Annotated in this window: 4 protein-coding genes; 1 reads left to right on the plus strand and 3 read right to left on the minus strand. The window is 70.6% G+C overall.

Annotated elements, in window-relative coordinates; all coding sequences use genetic code 11:
* Positions 1-103: 103 nt before the first annotated feature.
* From ACFWMR_RS25205 to ACFWMR_RS25215, 3 genes are all read right to left on the minus strand, one after another.
* Positions 104-11,434 (minus strand): amino acid adenylation domain-containing protein, encoded by an 11,331-nt coding sequence (locus tag ACFWMR_RS25205; RefSeq protein WP_378380129.1) that lies wholly within the window; start codon positions 11,432-11,434, stop codon positions 104-106.
* 24 nt (positions 11,435-11,458) lie between these two features.
* Positions 11,459-12,691 (minus strand): cytochrome P450 family protein, encoded by a 1,233-nt coding sequence (locus ACFWMR_RS25210; protein WP_378380130.1) that lies wholly within the window; start codon positions 12,689-12,691, stop codon positions 11,459-11,461.
* A 66-nt stretch (positions 12,692-12,757) separates the two neighbouring features.
* Positions 12,758-14,113, minus strand: coding sequence for a cytochrome P450 (locus ACFWMR_RS25215; RefSeq protein WP_378380131.1), 1,356 nt, complete (start codon positions 14,111-14,113; stop codon positions 12,758-12,760).
* A 466-nt stretch (positions 14,114-14,579) separates the two neighbouring features.
* On the opposite strand from ACFWMR_RS25215, the gene ACFWMR_RS25220 reads away from it, so the two are divergent.
* Complete coding sequence (locus tag ACFWMR_RS25220) at positions 14,580-21,683, plus strand: type I polyketide synthase (protein ID WP_378380134.1); 7,104 nt, start codon at positions 14,580-14,582, stop codon at positions 21,681-21,683.
* Positions 21,684-21,697 lie beyond the last annotated feature (14 nt).

Here is a 21,697-nt window from a genome sequence, read left to right on the forward strand (position 1 = left end):
GACTTCGACCTCAGGGTACGTCCCTGGGGTTCGTTCTCGATCTGGCTATGCCGCTAGGGGTCGGTACACCGACTATGTGAGAACAGGTTGATGCTCACAGCACTCACCGCGTGCCGATGCCGAGCGTGCGCAGCCTGCCCTCCAGCACCGGGCCGATCACACGCAGCGCCTCCGGCGAGGTCATCCCGAGGTGATCCGCCGCGACCTCGATCGATTCGGCATCATCCTCGAGATATGGCCGCCAGGCACCGGGGTCGAGGACGCCGGTCGGCTCGTCGGCGGCGAGGAAGTGCAGCGTGGTGACCTTCACTCGTTCGTGGGTGAATTCGGTGACGATTCGCCGGTTGACGCTCATCACCCGGACCATCCGCAGCACCTGCTCTTCGTCCAGGCTCGCGAGCACGGTGTGGCCCGCCCCGGCCAGTTCGAGGAACCGCTCTTGGGAAAGCGTCTCCCGTTCACCGGACGGGACGGCGATGCCGAGTGCCTCCAGCAGTTGGACGCGGGCGATTTCGTCGGGTACCTCGGCGCTCTGCCCAGACGCTGCCCACAGCGCCGGTTCCGCCGGGGTCGTGTCGAGGAGGGTGAGCAGCGCGACTTCCCGGCCCTGGCGCAGCAGCTCGGCAGCCAGCGCGTGCGCGATCATGCCCCCGAACGACCAGCCGAGCAGGTGAAAAGCACCGTCAGGCTGGATGCGGACGACGTCGTCGGCATAGTGGCCGACGAGCTGTTCGACGGACTCCGGGAGCTCCGCGAGGTCGGTCAGGCCCCGCGTCTGCAGCCCGTACACAGGAAAGTCCGCGTCGAGATACCGCAGCAGCCCGGCATACGTCCAGCTCAGCCCGGTCACCGGGGGAACGCAGAACAACGGCGCGTACCGGCCGCCCGGACGCAGTGGCAACAGAGTGCCCAGCGCGCCGGAGCCGCCGCTTTCCACTCCGTCGTCGAGCCTCTTGGCCAGCGTGGCGACGGTCGGCGCCTCGAAGAGAGCCTGCACCGGCAGGTCGACGCCCAGTACCGCGCGGATCCGCTCCGCCAGCTTCGTCACCAGCAGCGAATGCCCGCCCAGGTCGAAGAAGCTGTCGTCCACGCCCACCCCGCTGGTGCCGAGGACTTCGGCGAACAGTCCACAGAGGACCTCTTCGCGTGGGGTCCGGGGCGCTCGCCCGGCGACGGCGGCAGGCGCGGGCAGCGCTCGCTGGTCCAGCTTGCCGTTGGTCGTCAGCGGCAGTCGGTCGAGTGCGACGAACGCCGCCGGGATCATGTACTCCGGCAGCCGTGTAGCGGCCAGCTCACGGAGAGCCGCACCGTCCACCGCGCCCGACGGCACGAAGTACGCGACGAGCCGGGCCGAGCCGGGCGTGTCCTCACGGACCACGACTGCCGCCTGCGAGACGCCGGGATGCCCGGCCAGCACGGACTCGATCTCGCCGAGCTCGACCCGGAATCCCCGGAACTTGACCTGACTGTCGGCACGCCCGGCGAACTCCAGCAAACCGCGGGTGGTCCAGCGGCCGAGATCGCCGGTGCTGTACATCCGCGCGCCGGGTTCGCCGAACGGGTCCGCCACGAAGCGCGACGCGCTGGTCGCCGGCCTGCCGAGGTATCCGCGAGCGAGCCCGCTGCCCGCGACGTACAGCTCGCCGATCACGCCGGCCGGAACCGGTCGCAGGCGTTCGTCGAGCACGTAGACGCGTTCGCCGCGGAACGGGCGCCCGATCGGGACGACGCCGCGCGCGTCCTCCGGGTGGCAGCGGAACGTGGTGGCGCCGATGGTGACTTCCGTCGGGCCGTAGCCGTTGAAGAAGCGGTGGTCGCCGGACCAGTCCGCTGCCAGCTTCGGTGTGCAGACGTCGCCGCTCACCGTCAGTGTCACCCCGGTGGGCAGGCTGCCCGGCCGCAGCCCGGACAACACCGCGGGCGGCATGGTGAGATGGGTCAGCCGGTACCGGGCCGCGAACGCCGTCAGCTCTTCGCCGGTGACCCCTCGGGGCGGGGCGAGCACAAGCGTTCCGCCGGACAGGAGCGCGCCGAGGATGTCCCACAGCGACGCGTCGAAACTCGGTGAGACGAGTTGCAGGACCCGGTGGCCCGGTTCGATGGCGAGGGTCTCCCTCAGCTCTTCGAGAAGGTCCGGAATCCCTTCGTGGCTCAGTGAAACTCCTTTGGGACGGCCGGTGGAACCGGACGTGTACACGACGTACGCCAGGTTGAGCGGCAACGGACGCCGAGGTGGCGCACCGGTTTCGTCGTCGTTGTCCACCAGGAGAACCGGGAAGTCCCGGGGGAGACGGCCGGCGAGTTCGGTGGTGGTGACGACCAGCGCCGGGGCGGCGTCGGTGAGCATGTACGCCACACGTTCGTCCGGGTAGGACGGATCGATCGGCAGATAGGCCCCGCCCGCCTTGACGGTGCCGAGGAACGCGGCGATCAGCTCGGCCGAGCGGGGCAGCGCGACCGCGACGATTCGTTCCGGGCCGACGCCCCGCGCACTGAGCCGTTCCGCCAGGCGATCCGCCCGTGCGTCGAGTTCGGCGTAGGTCCATTCAACCGCGCCGTCGACCAGTGCCGATCCGTCCGGGGTGCGGGCCACCTGCGCCTCGAACAGCTCTGGCACCGTCGCCGGTGCGGCATCCGACGCGCGTGCCCGCCAGAGCGCCGCGAGGTCTTCCCGGTCCTCCGGTGTCATCAGGTCCACGGCGATCGACCGGGCGGGATTCTCCGCCATGGCACGGAGAACGACCGTCCAGCGAGCCGCCAGCGTGGTGGCGGTCTCCTGGTCGAACAGGTCCGTGGCGTACTCGATCAGCCCTGTCATTCCCGCCGGTTCACCGGTTTCGTCGTGGTTCTCGGTGAGGCTGAGGAAAAGGTCGAGGCGGGCGACGGCTGGGGTGGTGAAGTCGAGACGGCTTTCCAGCCCGGCGAACGCGAACCGTGCGCTTTCGGTGTTCTGCAGCGCGAAAGCGACCTGGAACAACGGGTGATGGGCTGTCGAGCGCTGCGGGTTCAGGCGCTCAACGAGGTATTCGAACGGGACGTCCTGATGCGCGTAGGCGCCGAGACTTGTTTCCCGCACCTGCCCGAGCAACTCGGCGAAAGTGGGGTCGCCGCTGGTGTCGGTACGGATGACCAGCGTGTTCACGAACAGGCCGACCAGGTCCTCGAGCCGGTTCTCGACACGCCCGGCGACGGGCGAGCCGACGGCGATGTCGGTGCCCGCGCCGAGCCTGGTCAGCAGCACGGCGAGGCTGGCGTGCAGCACCATGAACAACGTCACGTCGTGGCGACGCGCGAGAGTGCGCAGCCGGCGATGGAGGTCGGCGTCGAGTTCGAACCGGACGGTCGCGCCGGAGTGGGAAGCGACGGCAGGGCGTGGCCGGTCGGTGGGCGGGCCGATGCGATCGGGGAGGTTGGCCAGCCGCTCCGTCCAATAGGCGAGCTGGTGGTGCAGCCGGCCTTCCTGGCGTGCCGTCTCAGCTGCGGAGCCGAGGAGTTCTCGTTGCCATAGTGTGTAGTCGGCGTATTGGACCGGTAGAGGGGTCCAGTGGTGGTCGGTTCCTTCGCGGTGGGCTTGGTAGGCGGTGCTGAGGTCGCGGGCCAGCGGGGTCAGTGACCAGCCGTCGGCGGCGATGTGGTGCAGGACCAGTACCAGGACGTGCTCCTCCGGCCCGCAGGACAGGAGCTCGGCGCGGACCGGAAGCTGATTCGCGAGGTCGAACTCGTGGCGCGCGGCGGTCGAGAGTAGACCGTCCATATCGGACTCGTCCGCGTTCCGGACCGTCAGTACCGGGGCGGCGTCGACGATCAGCTGACGTGGTTCCCCGGCCACCTCGGGGAAGACCGTTCGGAGGGCTTCATGGCGGTGTGCCACGTCGGCGACGGCCTGCCGCAACGCCGGGATGTCGAGTGGGCCGAGCAGCCGTACGGCGAGCGGGATGTTGTACGTCGCCGACGGTCCTTCGAGCCGGGCGAGGAACCACAGACGGCGCTGGGCGAACGAGAGCGGAAGCGGTTCGGGGCGGTGCCGGGGGATCAGCGGCGGCCGGGCGGGCAGGCTCTCGTCGAGGTGCCGGGAGAGCCTGGCCACCGTTGGGGCGTCGAACAGCGCGCGGACGGGCAGTTCGACGCCCAGTGCCGCGCGGACCCGGCTGATCAGACTGGTGGCGAGCAGCGAATGGCCGCCGAGGTCGAAGAAATCGTCGTCCACGCGGACCTGTGGCCTGCCGAGCACCTCGGCGAACAGCCCGCACAGCAGGATCTCGCGCTCACCGTCCGAAGTGGACTCTGGAACGAAGTCCACAGTGGACTCCAGTGCGGGCAGCGCGGCTCGGTCGAGCTTTCCGTTGGCGGTGAGCGGAAGCCGGTCCAGGACGACCACCGAGGGCACGAGGTATTCGGGCAGCCGGTCCGCCAGGTGGGCCCGCAGGCGCACGACGTCGATGTCACCTTTGGCGGGTACGACGTAGCTGATCAGACGCCGGCCGGTCGCGTCCTCGTGCACCACGACGACGGCCTGCGCGACGTCGGGTGCGGCCGCCAGCACCGCCTCCGCTTCACCGGGCTCGACACGGAACCCGCGGATCTTGACCTGGTCGTCGGCCCGGCCGACGAACTCCAGCTCGCCCGCCCGGTTCCAGCGCACCACGTCGCCGGTCCGGTACATGCGGGAACCGGGCGGCCCGAAAGGATCCCCGACGAATCTCGACGCGCTCGCACCGGGCTGTCCCGTATAGCCGCGGGCGAGACCAGGGCCGCTGACGTACAGCTCGCCGGGCACGCCCGGCGGCACCGGTCGCAGCCGGGCGTCCAGCACCCGCAGGCCGCTGTCGTCCATCGGGCCACCGATCGGAACGCCGTTCACCGGCGGACCGCCCACGAAATACCGGGTCGCGAACGTGGTTGTCTCGGTCGGTCCGTACCCATTGACGATCCTCAGCCCAGGGTGTGCCGCGAGCAGGCGCCGCACGGCCGCCGCCGAGACGACGTCTCCACCGGTCCAAACCTGTTCGACGTCCCCGAAGCAGTCCGGTCGCTCTTCGCTCATCAGGGCGAACAGGCCCGCCGTCAGCCACAGCCCGGTCACCCCGTACTTGGCGATGTCCCCGGCGAGCAGAGCGGTGTCCAGCAGGCCTGGGGTGCCGATGACGACCGTGCCACCGCGGAGCAGCGGCACCCACAGCTCGTACGTCGATGCGTCGAACGACGGGGGAGAGTGCAGCAGGACCCGGCGGTGCGCGTCGCCCCAGCAGCTGTCAAGCGCGAGCCCCGCGACGGCGCGCTGCGGTACCACGACACCCCTGGGCAGCCCGGTGGAGCCGGAGGTGTAAAGGACGTACGCGGCGTTGTCGCCGGTGACCCGAGACGGGACATCGGACGCTTCGGCCCGGTCGGGGATGGCGAGTTCCCACACCGCGGCAGACGGGAAGAGGTTTCGGGCGCGCGAGGCTACCTCGCCAGGGACGACGATCGCCGAAACCCCGGAATCCGCGAAGACGCGCCGCAGCCGCTCGTCGGGATGGCCCGGGTCAGCGGGGACGTACGCGCCGCCCGCCTTCAGCACGCCGAGGATGACGGCGACCAGGTCGGCCGATATGGGCATCAGGACGCCGACGCGATGTTCCGGGCCGACTCCGAGTGCGGTCAGCTCCAGCGCGACGTGATCGGCACGTGCGTCGAGTTCGCGGTAGGTCAAGGCGGCCCCGCCCGAAATGACGGCCTCGGCCTCCGGGGCGCGCCGGACCTGCGCCTGGAACAACTCCGCCAGTGACGGGCAGTCGGCAGGGGTCGCTGGGTTGACGAGCAATCGGTGGTGTTCGGCCGGGGTCAGGATCTCGGCCTCGCTGATCGGCCGGTCGGGACGGGCGGCGAAAGTGCGCAGCAGCCGTTGCCAGCGTGCGGTGAGCTCATCGACGGTTCCGGAGTCGAACAGGTCGGTGGGGTACTCGGCGAACCCTTCGATCCCGGCGGGTGCGCCCGCCGTGTCGAACGTTTCGTCGAGGTTGACGAACAGGTCGAACCGGGACACCCCGGCGTGCGCGAATGCGGTGTCGCTGTCGACGCCGGGGAAGTCGAAGCCGGCTTCCTCGTTGTTCTGCAGGGCGAGCGAAACCTGGAAAAGCGGGTGGTGAGCGGGGGAGCGTCTCGGGTTGAGCTTCTCCACCAGGTATTCGAAGGGGACATCCTGGTGGGCGTAGGCGGCGAGATCGGTTTCCCGGACCCTGGCCAGCAGCGTGGTGAACGTCGGATCGCCCGAGGTGTCGGTCCGCAGTACGAGCGTGTTGACGAAGAACCCCACCAGTGGGTCGAGCGCGTCGTCGGTGCGACCGGCGACGGGGGCGCCGATCGGGAGGTCGGTGCCCGCGCCGAGGCGGGTGAGCAGCGCGGCGAATCCGGCCTGCACCACCATGAACAGCGTCGCGTCGTGGCGGCGGGCGAGGGTGAGCAGCGCGCGATGCAGTTCGGCGTCCAGTCGGAAGTGGATGGTGTCGCCGGCGTAGGACGCGGTGGGCGGGCGCGGCCGGTCGGTGGGCAGGTCGATGCGATCAGGGAGGTCGGCGAGCCGCTCCGTCCAGTACGCCAGCTGGCGGTGGAGGATGCTGCCGGAGTCCTTTTCGGAGCCGAGGAGTTCTCGTTGCCATAGTGTGTAGTCGGCGTACTGGACCGGTAGCGGGGTCCAGTTGTGGTCGGTGCCGTCTCGGCGGGATTGGTAGGCGGTGCTGAGGTCGCGGGCCAGCGGGGTCAGTGACCAGCCGTCCGCGGCGATGTGGTGCAGCACCAGTACCAGGACGTGCTCATCGCCGTGTACCAGCAGCTCGGCGCGGACCGGCAGGTCGACGGACAGATCGAAACCCCGGGCCGTTGTCGCGGCGATCGCGGCGGGGATGTCCTCGGCCTCGCTCACCGCGAGGACCGGAACCGCTGCCACGACTCGCTGCACTGGTTCGCCGGCGACTTCGGCGAAGACCGTCCGGAGGCTTTCGTGCCGCTCGGCGACGTCGGCGAGCGCGAGGCGCAACGCCCGGACGTCGAGTTGGCCGGTCAGCCGCACAGCGAGCGGGATGGTGTAAGTCGCCGATGGACCTTCCAGTTGCGACAGGAACCACAGCCGTCGCTGCGCGAAGGAAAGCGGCACGGTTTCGTTTCGTGGCAACGGTTTCAGTGGCGGACGGACGACGGCGTCGCCTAGTCGCGGGGCGAGCCCGGCCACGGTCGGATGGTCGAATAGGTCGCGCACGGCGACCTCGGCCCCGAGTACGGTGCGGATCCGGCTCACCAGGCGGGTGGCGAGCAGGGAATGCCCACCGAGGTCGAAGAATCCGTCGTCGACGCCGACCCTGGACAGGCCGAGCACTTCGGCGAACAGTCCGCAGAGCAGCTCCTCCCGTGGCGTGGCGGCCTGCCGCGAACCGCTCGCGGTGTCCTGGACCGGCGCGGGCAGCGCGCGCCGGTCCAGCTTGCCGTGCGCGCCGAGCGGCAGCCGGTCGAGGACGACGAACGCCGAAGGGACCATGTAGTCCGGCAGCCGCTCGGCGAGGTAACGGCCGAGGGAGCCGGTCAGGGCGCCGAGTTGGTGTGAACGCGCCGGATCGCCCGCGTACGAGGAAAGCGGCACCTGCGCGAGGCCGGGTGGAGGGACGTTCGGCGTGGCCGCACCGTGGGTGAAGACGTAGTCGACTCTGCCGCCCCCTCCGGCCGACCAGCGTGCTGTGACGTGGCGGCCGAGCCGTTCGCCGTATTCCCTGACGTCCTCCGGGTCGAGGATCTCGCGACCGGGCACCGCGTTCAGCGCGTCGAACGCACCCTCCTCGTCGGCAAGCGTCCACGCCCGCTCTGCCTGTACCTCTGTCCACACGCGACGGTCGGGGACGCCTTCGAGCCGCAGCTGTCGATCGCCGTCCGATGGCCGCAGTTCGTCCAGAGTGGACAGATCGACACCCCAGCGCAGAACTGTTTCGCCGGGTGGTGTGGCAGGCGCCGTCTTGTGGAGGATCGCCGAGTAGCGATACCGGGTCAGCTCGTTGTGCGCGCGGCCGCGTTTGAGCCGGACCTGGTAGCCGCCGACGCCGCCGAGCCTGGCGCCGAGCGCGGCGAAGAACTCCGGGTCGACGAGGAGTTCTTTCTCCAGCAACAGACTTTGCTCGATCGTCCGCCGCAGTGCGGCCCGGTCGCGGCCCGAACCCGCGCGCAGCTCCACCGCCGTGCGGAACACCCGGTTCAGCGCGCGCACGCGGACGTCGCCGACGTACACCGAGCCGCCGGGCGCCAGCGCGTGGACCGCCGCGCGGAGGACGTCGGCCAGGTAGTCCACATTCGGGAAGTACTGCACCACCGAGTTGAGGACGATCGTGTCGAAGAACCCCACGGGGATCTCGTCCCAGTCGTCGGCGGCCTGGCGCCGCAGGGTGACCCGGCCCGATGGCTCGGCTTCGAGCCGGGTCCGCAGGGCGTCGATCGCCGCCGCCGAGAAGTCCGTTCCCCAATACTCTTCGCAGTCCGGCGCGAGCTTCGCGAGCAGCAGCCCCGAGCCGACGCCGATTTCGAGGACCCGCTTCGGCGCCAGCGCCGCGATCTCGGCCACCGTGGCGTCCCGCCATTCGGTCATCTCGCCGAGCGGGATGGGCGCGCCGTCGTAGCTGGACCTCCAGCCGGAGAAGTTCTCCCCGAGCGGGACGCGGTCCGCGTCGCGGTAGACGGAGGTGTAGATCTCCTTCCACTCGGCCACCTGTCGCTCGGGCAGGTCGGCAGGGACTTCCTGGTCCCGTGGGACGACGTAGGCGACCAGCCGTTTGCCCGCGCCGCCGTCCTCCCGAACGACGACCGCGGCCTGCGCGACCTCGGGATGCCCGGTCAGCGCGGCCTCGATGTCGCCGGGTTCGATCCGGAACCCGCGGAGTTTCACCTGCTCGTCCACCCTGCCGACGAACTCGAGCGCGCCTTCGGGCCGCCAGCGCACGAGGTCACCGGTGGCGTACATCCGTTGTCCCGGCCCGCCGAATGGATCGGGCAGGAACCGGGTGGCGGTCAGCCCTGGCGACCGGGTGTAGCCGCGGGCGAGCCCGGTCCCGGCGAGGTGCAGCTGCCCGATCGCGCCCGGCGGCAGCAGGCGGAGCCGCTCATCGAGCACGTAGCCGCGGGTGTTTTCCATTGGTTCGCCGATCGGCACCCCGTCGTCCGGCCGGTAGTCGCGGCCGAGCCGGTGGTAGGTGGCGAAGGTGGTGGTCTCGGTCGGGCCGTACACGCTGACCACCGATGTGTCCGGACAGGCGTCGAGCACCCGCCGGAACGCCTGCGGCGAGCCGGCCTCGCCACCGGTCCAGACGTCGGCCAGCCCGGCGAAGCAACCGGGGTCGTCCTCGGCGAGCGTCCGGAACAGGCCGGTGGTCAGGAAGACCGAGGTGATCCGCCCACCGCCCGCGTATCGGCGCAGGAGGGCGGTGTCGACGTCGCCGGGGGCGAGTACCGCGCGGCCGCCGGACAGCAACGGGATCCACATTTCGTAGGTGGAGGCGTCGAACGCGTGCGGGGAATGCACCAGGACACGCCGGTGCGCCGGACGATGCCAAGCACTGTCCGCGGCGAACTCGGCGACCGCGCGATGGGTGATCTCGACGCCCTTCGGCGCGCCGGACGAGCCCGAGGTGTACATGATGTACAACAGCGAATCCGGTGCGACGTGCCGGGGTAGTACGTTTCCCGGCGCGGGCGGCTCGTCGGTGTCCGCGGCGAGCGCCCGGTGCTCGGTCGCCACCTCGTGCGTGCCGGTGGTCCGGTCGACGAGCAGCAGCGGAGCCCCCGCGTCGGCAAGCACATTTCGCAGGCGCGGCAAGGGGTAGCGCAGGTCGAGCGGGACGTAGGTTCCGCCTGCCTTCGCCACGGCCAACACCGCGACGATCAGCTCGGCCGACCGCCGCATCAGTACCGCGACCGGCGTCTCCGGCGTTACCCCCGCGGCCACGAGCCGCAGTGCGAGCCGGGTGGATTTCGCGTCGAGGTCCGCGTACGACAACGTCGTCCCGTCGGATTCGACGGCGACCTCGTCCGGGGACGCGGATGCCTGCGCGGCGAACAGGTCCGGCAGGCTCGACGGCGGCACGGAGCGGACCGCGCCGTGCCGGGCCGTCAGCAGCGCGCGATCGGCGTCGTCGATCAGGTCCGGATCGCCGATCCGGCCGTCGGCGCCGTGTTCGGCGAGAGAGGTCAACACGCCCACCAGCCGTTCGTGGTGGCGATCGAGCTCCCCGGCGGGATAGCGGGCGGGGTGGGCGTCGGTGTCGAACCGCAGGCCGCCGTCCGCGGTGGGGTAGCAGAGCACGGACAGGTCGTCGACGGGCATCGGCGAGCAGTTGTGCAGGTTCGCGACGAGCCCGGCGAAAGAGTACCTGGGGTGGAATGGGACGGAGTTCACGATCGGCCCGAAGAACGGCCCGCCACCGTGGCGGACGAGGTCACGGCGGACGTCCTCGCCCCGGTACCGCTGCACCGCGATCGCGGCGCGGACCTCGTCCGATACCGCGCCTGCCAGCTCCGCCCAGGTCCCCTCCGGGCGCACGGCGACGCGGATGGGCACCACGGTGGAGGCCATCGCCGGCACAGTCTTGCCGAGAGGGGTCGCGCGACCGGCTATCGCCATGCTCAGCAGGACATCGTCCTCGCCCCGCATCCGGGCCAGGTAGGCGGCGGTGACCGCCAGGACGAGTCGGAACCAGCGGGTACCCGCGGCCGACGCGGCCCGCTCCAGGTCCGCGAAGACCGACGCCGGCAAGTGCGTGGTCCGGCGCACGACATCGTGGGCGAGCCCACTGCCCGCCGAGAGGTAGGTCGGCCCGGACACCCCGTCCAGCCGGTCCGCCCAGTACCTGCGGGCCTCCGCGAACTCGGCCGAGTCCCGGTAGGCGGCGTCCTCGGCGAGATACTCGGTGAAGGAGCCGAACGGACTTTCCCCGGCCGGTTCCCCGGCGAGGAACCGGGTGTAGAGCTGGGCGAGACGTCCGCTGAACAGGTTCAGGCCGAACCCGTCGATGACGATGTGGTGAAAGCCGAGGTAGCACCGAAACCGTTGGGGGGAAAGGGAAATCAGTGCGAAGTCGAACAAGGGCCCGTTCTCGAGGTTCCACGGCTCGCTCAGGCGTTCCCTGATCCACGTGTCGGCCGCGGCGTCCGGGTCGGGCTGATCGCCGAGGTCGATCAGCGGCAGTGTGACCTCGGTGGCCGGGTGGACGAACTGCCGGACTTCGCCACTGGTCTCGGCGAAGGTGACCCGCAGGCCGTCGGCTTCGGCGAGCGTCCGCGTCAGCGCCCGCCGGAGCACTCCGACCTCCACCACGCCATCGAGATCGAGGTAGAGCCCCAGGTGGTAGGCAGGGTTTCCGGGATCTGCCCGGCTCGCGTGCCAGATCTCCCGCTGGGCAGCCGAAAGCGGTAGCGGAGCGTTCACTCGTTCGTCCCCCTCGTCACGCCGTCACAGGCGTAGTGGCAACCTGGCCAGTCTGCGCATCCCCGGATGCGGCTGCTGCCATTCGAACTCGGACTCGTCGACGGCGAGGGCCAGGTCCGGGTACTTCCGCAGCAGCGCGCCGAACGCGACCTCGCCTTCCTCCTTCGCGAGCCCGGCACCGAGGCAATAGTGGGGTCCGTGGCTGAAGCCGACGTGCTGCTCGCCGCGGAACTCGTAGGTCCGGGTGATGTCCAGCCGGTCCGCGTCGGGGAACCGCCGCGGATCGCGATTGGCGCCGGGGAGGATCGCCATCACCCGCTCGCCGGCGGCCAGCGGCACTCCGCCGAGGTCGAGGTCGACGGTGACGTGCCGCGGCCTGGTCAGCATGACCGGCGTGCACCAGCGCATCAACTCGTGGATCGCCTTCGGCAGAAGGGAAAGGTCCGACCGCAGCAGCGCGAGCTGGTCGGGATGCGTCAGCAGAGCGGCGGTGCCGGTGCCGATCAGGTACGACGTCGTCTCGTGGCCGGCGACCCCGAGATCGAGCAGCAGCATGACCAGTTCGGTGTCGGACAGCCGGTCGCCGTCCTCGTCCTGGACGCGGATCAAGGCGTCGATGAGATCGTCGGCCGGCGCGGCCCGCCGCTCGGTGATGAGTTCCTGGATCTGCGCCACCATGGCCCGCATCGCCTCGGCGAGTGTCATCGCGCCAGGTTTGACGTGCCACATCGCCGCGTGACTCCATTCGAGCCACAGTGGACGGTCGGCCTCCGGCACACCGATCAGGTCGCAGATCACGGTCAGCGGCAGCGGATGCGCGAAGTGCTCGATGAGGTCGACGACTCCGTCCTCGGCGTGCTCGGGAAGCGCGTGGAGCAGTCGCGCGGTGACCTGTTCCATCCGGGGCCGCAGTTCCGCGATGCGCCGGGCGGTGAACGCCCGCGACGCCAGCTTGCGCAGCCGGGGATGGCCGGGGGAGTCGAGTTCGGCCATGCTGGCGGACAGGTACGGGCGCGCGATCTCCTCGTCGATGCCGATCGCGACCATGCCCTCGACGCGGCGGTCGGGGACGGCGCCACCGGGTACCGAAGCCGGGTTCACCACGAACCGCGGGTCGTCGAGGATCGTCCGGACTTCGGCGTCCCGGACGAACATCCAGCACGGCTCGCCGTCGATGAAGGTGCCCTTCACCGCTGGTCCCGCCTCGCGCAGCCGGGCGATCGTCGCGTACGGGTCGGCCTGGAATTCGGGTCCCATCAAGGAAAAGATGGTATCCGGGGTGGTGGTCATGGAGCTCTCCGTCTTCGGTTTCCCTCGCGGGATTCAGGCCTCTTGGCGCGCGTGGCGGTACAGGCGCAACCGGACCGCGTCCGGGCGCAGGGACGCCTTGACCGCGGGTCGCACCACTGCTCCCGGCATCGGGCGCAGCCGCCACATGCCGAGGATCCGGGCCAGCGCGATGGCCGACTCCGTGTGCGCGAACTCGTCGCCGATGCACTTGCGGCTGCCGCCGCCGAAGGGCACGTAGCCGCCCTTGGGCAGGTGGTCGGACGCGCCGGGCAGCCAGCGGTCCGGCCGGAACTCGTGCGGCTCGGGGTACAGGTCGGGCCGGTGGTGGATGACGTACGGGCTGTAGAACAGGTTCGAGCCCTCGGGGAGGCGCGTGCCAAGCACCTTGGACTCCGTCCGCAGTCGCCGATGGAAGATCCACACCGGCGGGTACATGCGCAGGGTCTCGGTGAGCACGCGGCGGGTCAGTTTGAGCTTGCCGACATCGGCGAGGCCGACTCCCTCGTCGGGCAGTTCACGGGCCTCTTCGCGGATGCGGTCCTGCAGATCCTCGTCTTCCGACACCAGATGCAGTGCCCAGGCCAGCAGGCTGGCCGTGGTCTCGGTGCCCGCCATGAACACCGTCAGTACTTGTGCGTGCACCTCGTCGTCGGTGAGCGCGTCGCCGTGTTCGTCGGTGCTTTCCAGCAGCATGGACAGCATGTCGCCGTGGTCGCGGCCGCTGCGGCGATAGTCGGCGATCAGGTCGGTGACGGTCTTGTTCATCCGCGCGATCGAGGTGTCGAACCGCTTCCCGGCCGCGGTCGGGACCCAGGCGAGCCCGGACATCCGCGCGAACAGCTTGTGCCGCGCGCCGTCCATGATGTTCGTGAGGTCCTCCCGGACCTGCGCCACGGTGTGTTCGCCGAGCGCGGAGCTGAACATCGTGCGCGCGGTGACCCGCATGGCCAGTCGTTGCATCTCGCCGACGCCGTCGAGGACCCGATCGGTCGACCAGGAGTCCGAAACGGCGCGGATCTCGGTGTCCATCACCGCGGCGTACTGGTCTAGACGCTGGTGGTGGAACACCGGCTGGACGAGCCTGCGCTGCCGCTTGTGCGGTTCGTGCGGGGCGACCACCAACCCGTCCTGGACGATCAGCCGGGTCGCCTCGTCGAACGTGCCTCCCTTGTCGAACGTGCGGCCGTCCTGCAGGACATGATGGGTCAGCTCCGGGTCGCACAGCATCCACACCCGTACCGTGCCCAGCCGCAGCCGCACGAGGTCGCCGTGTTTCGGCAGGCTTTCCAGGAAGCCCAGCGGATCCCGCCACAGTCGCACGATGTGCCCGAGGCCACCCCAGGAGCCCGGAATGGCATCGAGTTTGTAATCGCGGTCTTTCCCACGCACGACCGGCCCCCAATCACGAATATGACACGGCGGCGAGTGTAGCGAAGACTCGGCAGGCCGTCGAGCTACGGAAACCGCACAACCAATTCTTCTATTGCGTCGCAATTCGTACGGTGTCGCGGGTTCTCGTGCCGTGTCTCGAAGCGGACGCTGGGCTGACCGGATGAAACCCGCGTGGAGGGCTTGTCTTGATCCACATCCCGTGCTTACCGTCGAGGCGATCAGCCGTGGTGGGGAAGTTTCCCGCTGCCAGGTAAAGGTTTGCTTGCCCGGCGAAGCGGCTGGTACGGTGTGATCGAGGCCGTATGGGGCGGCGTTCGGGCCGACGTCGGCAGAGACGTCCGCTGGGGGTTCCATGACTGGACTTTGTTTGTAGTGCGCCGTTTCCGGCATTCTCCTTTTGTCGGAGGTGTGCGGGGGAAGGAATGTCATTCATGCGTTCCATGAGTTGTCCGGCCCGATGCGGATGAGTGGTCACAACGACGATCCGATCGCCGTTGTCGGCATTTCCTGTCGATTTCCCGCTGCGCGCGAGCCAGGTGAATTCTGGCGATTGCTCCTTACGGGCGTGGACGCGGTTTCCTCGCCGCCGGAGGAGCGGTTTCCCGAGAGCTCGCTCGCCGGAGCCGGGTTGACCGCCGAGCAGGCGAGCGCGGTTCGTCACGGTGCCTATCTCGACCGGATCGACGAGTTCGACGCCGGCTTCTTCGGTATCTCCCCGCGTGAGGCTGCCGCGATGGACCCGCAGCAGCGGCTCGCGCTCGAGCTCGGCTGGGAGGCGCTGGAGGACGCGGGCGCCTGCGCCGCCGCACGACGTGACGGCACCGGGGTCTTCGTCGGCGCGGCCTCCGGCGACTACGCCGTCCTGCTCGACCGGCTCGGCGCCGCGGCCAGGACCGCGCACACCTTCACCGGTAACCAGCGTGGCGCGATAGCCAACCGGCTCTCCTACTTTCTCCGCCTTTCCGGCCCCAGCTACACCGTGGACGCCGGGCAGTCGTCCTCGCTGGTCGCCGTGCACCTGGCCGCCGAAAGCCTCCGGCGCGGCGAATGCGGCCTCGCGCTCGCCGGCGGTGTCCAGCTGAACCTCCTGCCGGAGAACGCTTTCGCCGCCGCTCGCTTCGGCGCGTTGTCGCCGGGTGGCCGGTGCCGCACCTTCGACGCGGCCGCTGACGGCTTCGTCCGCGGCGAGGGAGGCGGACTCGTGCTGCTCAAGCCGCTTTCGCGCGCACTCGCCGACGGTGATCGGGTGTACTGCCTGCTGCGTGGCAGTGCCGTCAACAACGACGGCGGCGGGGACGCTTTCGCCGTCCCGAACGGCGCTGCGCAACAGGAGGTACTGCGGCTCGCCTACGAGCGGGCGGGGCTGGACCCGTCTGTCGCGGGGTACGTGGAGCTGCACGGAACCGGGACGAAGGTCGGTGACCCGATCGAGGCAGCGGCGCTCGGCGGGGCCCGCGGCCGTCACGGGCCGCCGCTGCGCGTCGGCTCGGTCAAGACCAACATCGGGCATCTGGAGGCCGCGGCCGGGATTGCCGGGCTGCTGAAGACGGTGCTGTGCCTGAAGAACCGGAGGCTGGTGCCCAGCCTTCATTTCACCACCCCGAACCCGAGGATCCCGCTTGACGAGCTGAACCTGCGGGTCTGCACCGAGACGGCCGAGTGGGCCGGGACCGATGGCAAGCGCGTCGCCGGGGTCAGCTCGTTCGGCGTCGGCGGAACGAACTGCCACGTCGTTCTGTCCGATTTCGTGTCCGATCCGGTGCCGGGCGTACCGCCGCGCGCGCCCGCCGGTCCCGTGCCCTGGGCGGTGTCGGCCGCTTCTGTCGAGGCACTGCGGGCCCAAGCCGGGCGACTGCGCGAGGCGGAGATCGACGACCTGCGCGACGTCGGATTTTCACTGGCCACCACCCGGACCCCGCTGCCGGTGCGCGCGGTGCTGATCGCGGAGGACAGGGCCGGGTTCGAGAACGCGCTCGAGTCCGTCGAGAGGGGCGAGCCGCATCCGTCGGTGGTCGGCGGGGTGGCGGGCGACGTCGGGCGGACGGCGTTCGTCTTTCCCGGTCAAGGTTCCCAGTGGCCGGGGATGGCCGCCGAACTGCTGGACACCTCGCCGGTGTTCGCCGAGGAGATCGCCCGCTGCGCGACGGCGCTGGAGTCCTTTGTGGACTGGTCGCTCACGGAGGTGCTGAGGGGTGGCGAAACCGCGCTCGACCGCGTCGAGGTGGTCCAGCCCGCGCTGTGGGCGATGATGATCGGGCTGGCGGCGCAGTGGCGCGCGTTCGGGGTGCGTCCCGAGGCCGTCGTCGGCCACTCGCAGGGCGAGATCGCCGCGGCGTACGTCGCGGGCGCGCTGTCGATGGAGGACTCCGCGAAGATCGTGGCACTGCGGTCACGGGCGCTGGCCGCGATCGATGGGACCGGCGCGATGGCCGGGGTCGACCTGTCCGCCGCGGAGGTCGTGGCCGCGGTGCCCGGGTCGGTCACGGTCGCCGCCGAGAACGGGCCGTCTTCGACCGTGGTCGCCGGGCCGTCCGACGAAGTCCGCCGGTTCGTGGACGCATGCACCGAACGTGGTGTTCGCGCCCGGCTGATCCCGGTCGGGTACGCGTCGCACACCGAAGCCGTCGAGGGCCTGCGCGACCGGCTGTTACGCGAACTCGTCGACGTGCGGCCGAGGCCGTCGGAGCTCCCGTTCTACTCCACTGTCACTGGTAGCGTGCTCGACACCTCCGAGTTGGACGCCGCGTACTGGTTCCGCAACCTCCGGCAGCCGGTGCTGCTGCGCCCGGCTACCGAACTGCTGGCCGCGCACGGGTTCCGGACGTTCGTAGAGGTCAGCGCGCACCCGGTGCTGACCATGGCGGTCCAGCAGACCTGCGCCGGCGGTGCCCCGGCCGCGGTCACCGGCACGCTGCGGCGTGGTGAGGGGGGACGGCGTCGCCTGCTGACGTCGCTGGCCGAACTCCAAGTCCGCGGGGCCGACGTCGATTGGCCCGCCGGGCTCGGCTGGTCTGATGCCCGCCGGATTCCCTTGCCCGCCTATGCTTTCCAGCGCCGACGGCACTGGCTCGGCACCAGCGCGACAGTGTCCGAGCCGGTGCCCGCCACCGACTCGTTGGGCATGGTCCGCGCCACCGCCGCGGCCGTGCTCGGCCATCCCGATCCGGCGGCCGTCGATCCGGCGCTGACGTTCAAAGCACTCGGCTTCGACTCGGTCTCGATCGCCGACCTCGCGGCGCGGCTGAGCGGCACGCTCGGACGGCTGCTGTCACCCGCGGCCGTGTTCGACCATCCGACGCCGGAACTTCTTGCCGCATCGCTTGGCGAACCCCGACAGGTGGAAGCCACTCGTACCCGCCCGGCCGGCGACGACGAGGCCGTCGCGATCGTCGGGATGGCCTGCCGTCTGCCGGGCGGGGTCGCCTCGCCGGACCAGTTGTGGGATCTGGTGCGGCTCGGCAGGGACGTGATCGGGCCGTTCCCCGAAGACCGCGGCTGGGACCTCGCCGCGCTGTACGACCCCGATCCCGACCGGCCGGGCAGCAGCTACACCCGGTCCGGCGGGTTCCTCGACGACGTCGCGGGGTTCGACCCGGAGTTCTTCGGCATCGCCCCGCGCGAGGCGATGGCGATGGACCCGCAGCAGCGCGTCCTGCTGGAAACCTCGTGGGAGGCCTTCGAACACGCGGGTGTCGACCCGCGTTCGCTGCGTGGCAAGCCGGTCGGAGTTTTCGTCGGCGCCGGTGCCGGAGACTACGGACCGCGGCTGCACGAAGGCGGACAAGATGATTCGGGCTACCTGCTGACCGGCACCGCGGCAGGTGTCCTGTCCGGCAGGCTGGCCTACACCTTCGGCCTGGAGGGGCCGACGCTCACCGTCGACACGGCCTGCTCGTCGTCGCTGGTGGCGACGCATCTGGCCGTGCGCGCGCTCCGGTCAGGTGAATGCGACCTCGCGCTCGCGGGCGGGGTGACGGTGATGCCGACACCGGGGATCTTCGTCGAGTTCAGCAGGCAGCGCGGGCTCGCCCCGGACGGTCGGTCGAAGGCCTACGCCGCGGCCGCGGACGGCACCAGCTGGGCCGAGGGCGCCGGGATGCTGCTGGTCGAACGGCTGTCGGACGCGCGAAGGCACGGGCACCGGGTACTCGCGGTGATCTGCGGCTCGGCGATCAACTCCGACGGTGCGAGCAACGGCCTCACCGCGCCCAACGGCCTCGCCCAACAGCGCGTGATCACCGGCGCGCTGGCCGACGCCGGGCTCGGCGCGGCCGACATCGACGCCGTCGAAGGACACGGCACCGGCACCGCGCTCGGTGACCCGGTCGAGGTGCGGGCGCTGCTGGCCACTTACGGACGCGCCCATCGCCAGGAGGAGCCGGTGTGGCTCGGATCGCTGAAGTCCAACCTCGGCCACACACAGGCCGCGGCCGGAGTGGCCGGGGTGATCAAGATGGTCCAGGCGTTGCGGCACCGGGAGCTCCCGGCGACCCTGCACGTCGACGCCCCATCGCCCCATGTGGACTGGTCGCCAGGCGGGCTCCGCCTGCTGACCGAGAGCCGTGACTGGGACTTCGGGCGTTCGCGCCGCGCGGGTGTGTCGTCGTTCGGGATCAGCGGGACCAACGCGCATCTTATTCTCGAAGAGGGCGACGACGAACACCGGCGGGGGACCGGCGAGCACATCCGGGTGCCGTGGCCGGTTTCGGCCGCGACCCCGGAAGCCCTGCGGGCGCAGGCGAAACGGCTGCGCGAGTTTGTCGCCGGGAACCTGGACGCGGGCATCGCCGACGTGGGCTTGTCGCTCGCGACCACCCGGGCCCGGCTCGCCTGCGGAGCCGTCGTCACCGGCGCGGATCGCGAGGAGTTGCTCGCGGCGCTCGCCGCGGTGGAGTCCGGCGACGAACCACCTCAGCGGCGAGCTGATGGTGGCCTCGCCTTCTTGTTCACCGGTCAGGGCGCGCAGTACCCGGACATGGGCCGGGAACTCGCGCAGGGTTCCCCGGTGTTCGCGGCGGTGTTCGACGAGGTGTGCGCGCAGCTGGACGGTCTGCTGCCGAAGCCGCTGCGCGAAGCCCTTTCCGACGCCGAACTGCTCGACCGCACGGAATTCGCCCAGCCCGCGTTGTTCGCGCTGGAGACGGCGTTGTTCCGGTTGCTGGAGCACTACGGCGCGAAGCCGGCCGCGCTGGCCGGGCATTCGATAGGGGAAATCACCGCGGCACACGTTGCTGGGGTGTTCACTCTGCAGGACGCGTGCGCACTGGTCGCGGCCCGCGGACGGCTGATGCAGGCGGCCTCCTCCGGCGGTGCGATGGCCGCCGTTCGCGCGGGTGAGGACGAGGTGCTGGCCGTCATCGACGCGGTGGCCCCCGGACAGCTGTTCCTGGCGGCCGTGAACGGACCGGCGTCGGTGGTCGTCTCGGGTGACGATGCCGCGATCGGCCTGCTGGGCGAGTACTTCGCCGCGCAGGGCCGGGACATCAAGCGGCTCCGGGTCAGTCACGCATTCCATTCGTCTCATATGGACAGTGCGAGGGACGCTCTTCTCGATGTCCTCAAGGGACTGTCCTTTCACGAGCCCGAAATCCCGGTCGTCTCGACGGTGACCGGCCGGATTGCGACGTCCGAACAGCTGTCCTCGCCGGAATACTGGGCCGACCAGCTCCGCCTGCCGGTGCGCTTCGCCGACGCGGTCGCGACACTCGGCGAGCGCGGGGTCACGACGTTCCTCGAACTCGGCCCGGACGGCACACTCACCACGATGCTGCCGGACGTGGCGTGCGCACCCGTCCTGCGGCGCGACCGCGTGGCGGTGACCGAGGCGCTCGGGCACCTGCTGCTCGGCGGTGCCTCGCTCGATCCGGCCACCGTGTTCCCCGGAGGGAACCGGATCGAGCTACCCACCTACGCCTTCCAGCGCCGTCGGTTCTGGCGCGACGGGCCGGTGAAGAACCCAGGATCGCTCTTCCGGCTCGACTGGACAGAGGTGCCCGTTCCGGCATCCCGCGACCTCGGCGACGACGTCGTGATCCGGGTCGGGCGCGGCGGCGAGTCGGTGGTGGGGACAGCGCACGTGGAAGCCCGCCGGGTGCTGGAACTCGTCCGGGAGAAGGTTTCCGGCGAGGGGCCGGGCAAGCTGGTCGTGCTGACCAGCGGCGCCGTCGCCACCGCGGACGAGGAGGTGGATCCCGCACAGGCACCGGTGTGGGGCCTGGTGCGGTCGGCTCAGTCGGAGTTCCCCGGCCTGCTCGTCCTCGTCGACACCGAGGGCGAGGTGACGTCCGCGGAACTGGGCCGCGCGCTGGCTACCGGAGAACCTCAGCTCGCCCTGCGCGACGAGCGGATTCTCGTACCCCGCTTGGCAACGGTGATCCCCTCGGCGAGCGACCGTCCGTCGTTCGGTACCGGCACGGTGCTGGTCACCGGCGGTACCGGAACGCTCGGCGCACTGCTGGCACGCCACCTCGTCACCGTGCACGGTGTCCGGCGACTCGTGCTGACCAGCAGGCGAGGCATGGCGACGGAAGGCGCCGCCGCGTTGTGCGGCGAACTCGCCGGGCTCGGTGCCGAGGTCCGAGTCGAGGCTTGTGATGTCGCGGATCGGGTCCGGTTGGCCGCCGTACTCGACGGCGTCCCCAAGGACCGGCCGCTGAGCGCCGTCGTGCACGCGGCAGGGGCACTCGACAACGCGCTGGTGCCGGAGCTGACACACGAGCGGCTCGACCCGGTGCTCGCGCCGAAGGTCGACGGCGCCTGGCATCTCCACGAGCTGACCGCGGGGCTCGACCTCGCCGCTTTCGTGCTGTTCTCGTCGACAGCCGGCTTGCTCGGCCACGAAGGCATGGCGAACTACGCGGCGGGCAACGCGTTCCTGGACGCGCTGGCCCGGCACCGGCACGCCCGCGGTCTGCCCGCGACATCGTTGGCATGGGGCCTGTGGGCGACGGAAAGCGCGACGACCGGGCACCTGACCGACACCGACCTGGAGCGGCTCGGCCGGTGGGGCATCAGCCCGCTGCCCCCGGCCCGCGCGCTCAGGTTGTTCGACACGGCGGTGGCCTCGGGCGAGGCCTTCCTTGCCCCGATCGCGCTCGATCCCGCGCGCCTGCGTGCGGGGGAGTGGCTGCCCGCGCCGTTGCGCGGGTTCACCGGTGAGGCGGCGGTCGAGTCCCCGATGGGCGCCGATCCGGGGACAAGCCTGCGGTCCTTGTCCCCCGACGACCTCGATCTGGAGCTGACCAAGCTGGTGCGCGTGCACACCGCCGTCGTGCTCGGCCGCGACGACCCCGCCCGGGTCCCACTCGACGCGGCGTTCAAGGATCTCGGGTTCGGTTCGCTGGCCGCGGTCCAGCTGCGGGGCAGGCTGACCGTCGCGACCGGCCTTCCCTTGCCCGCGACGCTCGTTTTCGACCATCCGTCCCCGGCCGCGGTGGTGCGGTACCTGTGGCGGTCGATCGCTCCGGAGCCCGAACCCGCACCGGCGGCCGGGGCCGACGACCCGATCGCCGGGATGGACGCCATGAGCCTGGTGCGCATGGCGCTGGACACCGAACTTTCCGACTGAGGGAGCTTGCCGCC

Origin of the sequence: Amycolatopsis thailandensis, from assembly GCF_042723255.1 — a bacterium.
Lineage (GTDB): Bacteria > Actinomycetota > Actinomycetes > Mycobacteriales > Pseudonocardiaceae > Amycolatopsis > Amycolatopsis thailandensis.

Excerpts from the sequence above, each read along its gene's own strand:
- ACFWMR_RS25210 (WP_378380130.1), bottom strand. The coding sequence starts at position 12,691 with ATGGGACCCGAATTCCAGGCCGACCCGTACGCGACGATCGCCCGGCTG.
- ACFWMR_RS25220 (WP_378380134.1), top strand. The coding sequence starts at position 14,580 with ATGAGTGGTCACAACGACGATCCGATCGCCGTTGTCGGCATTTCCTGT.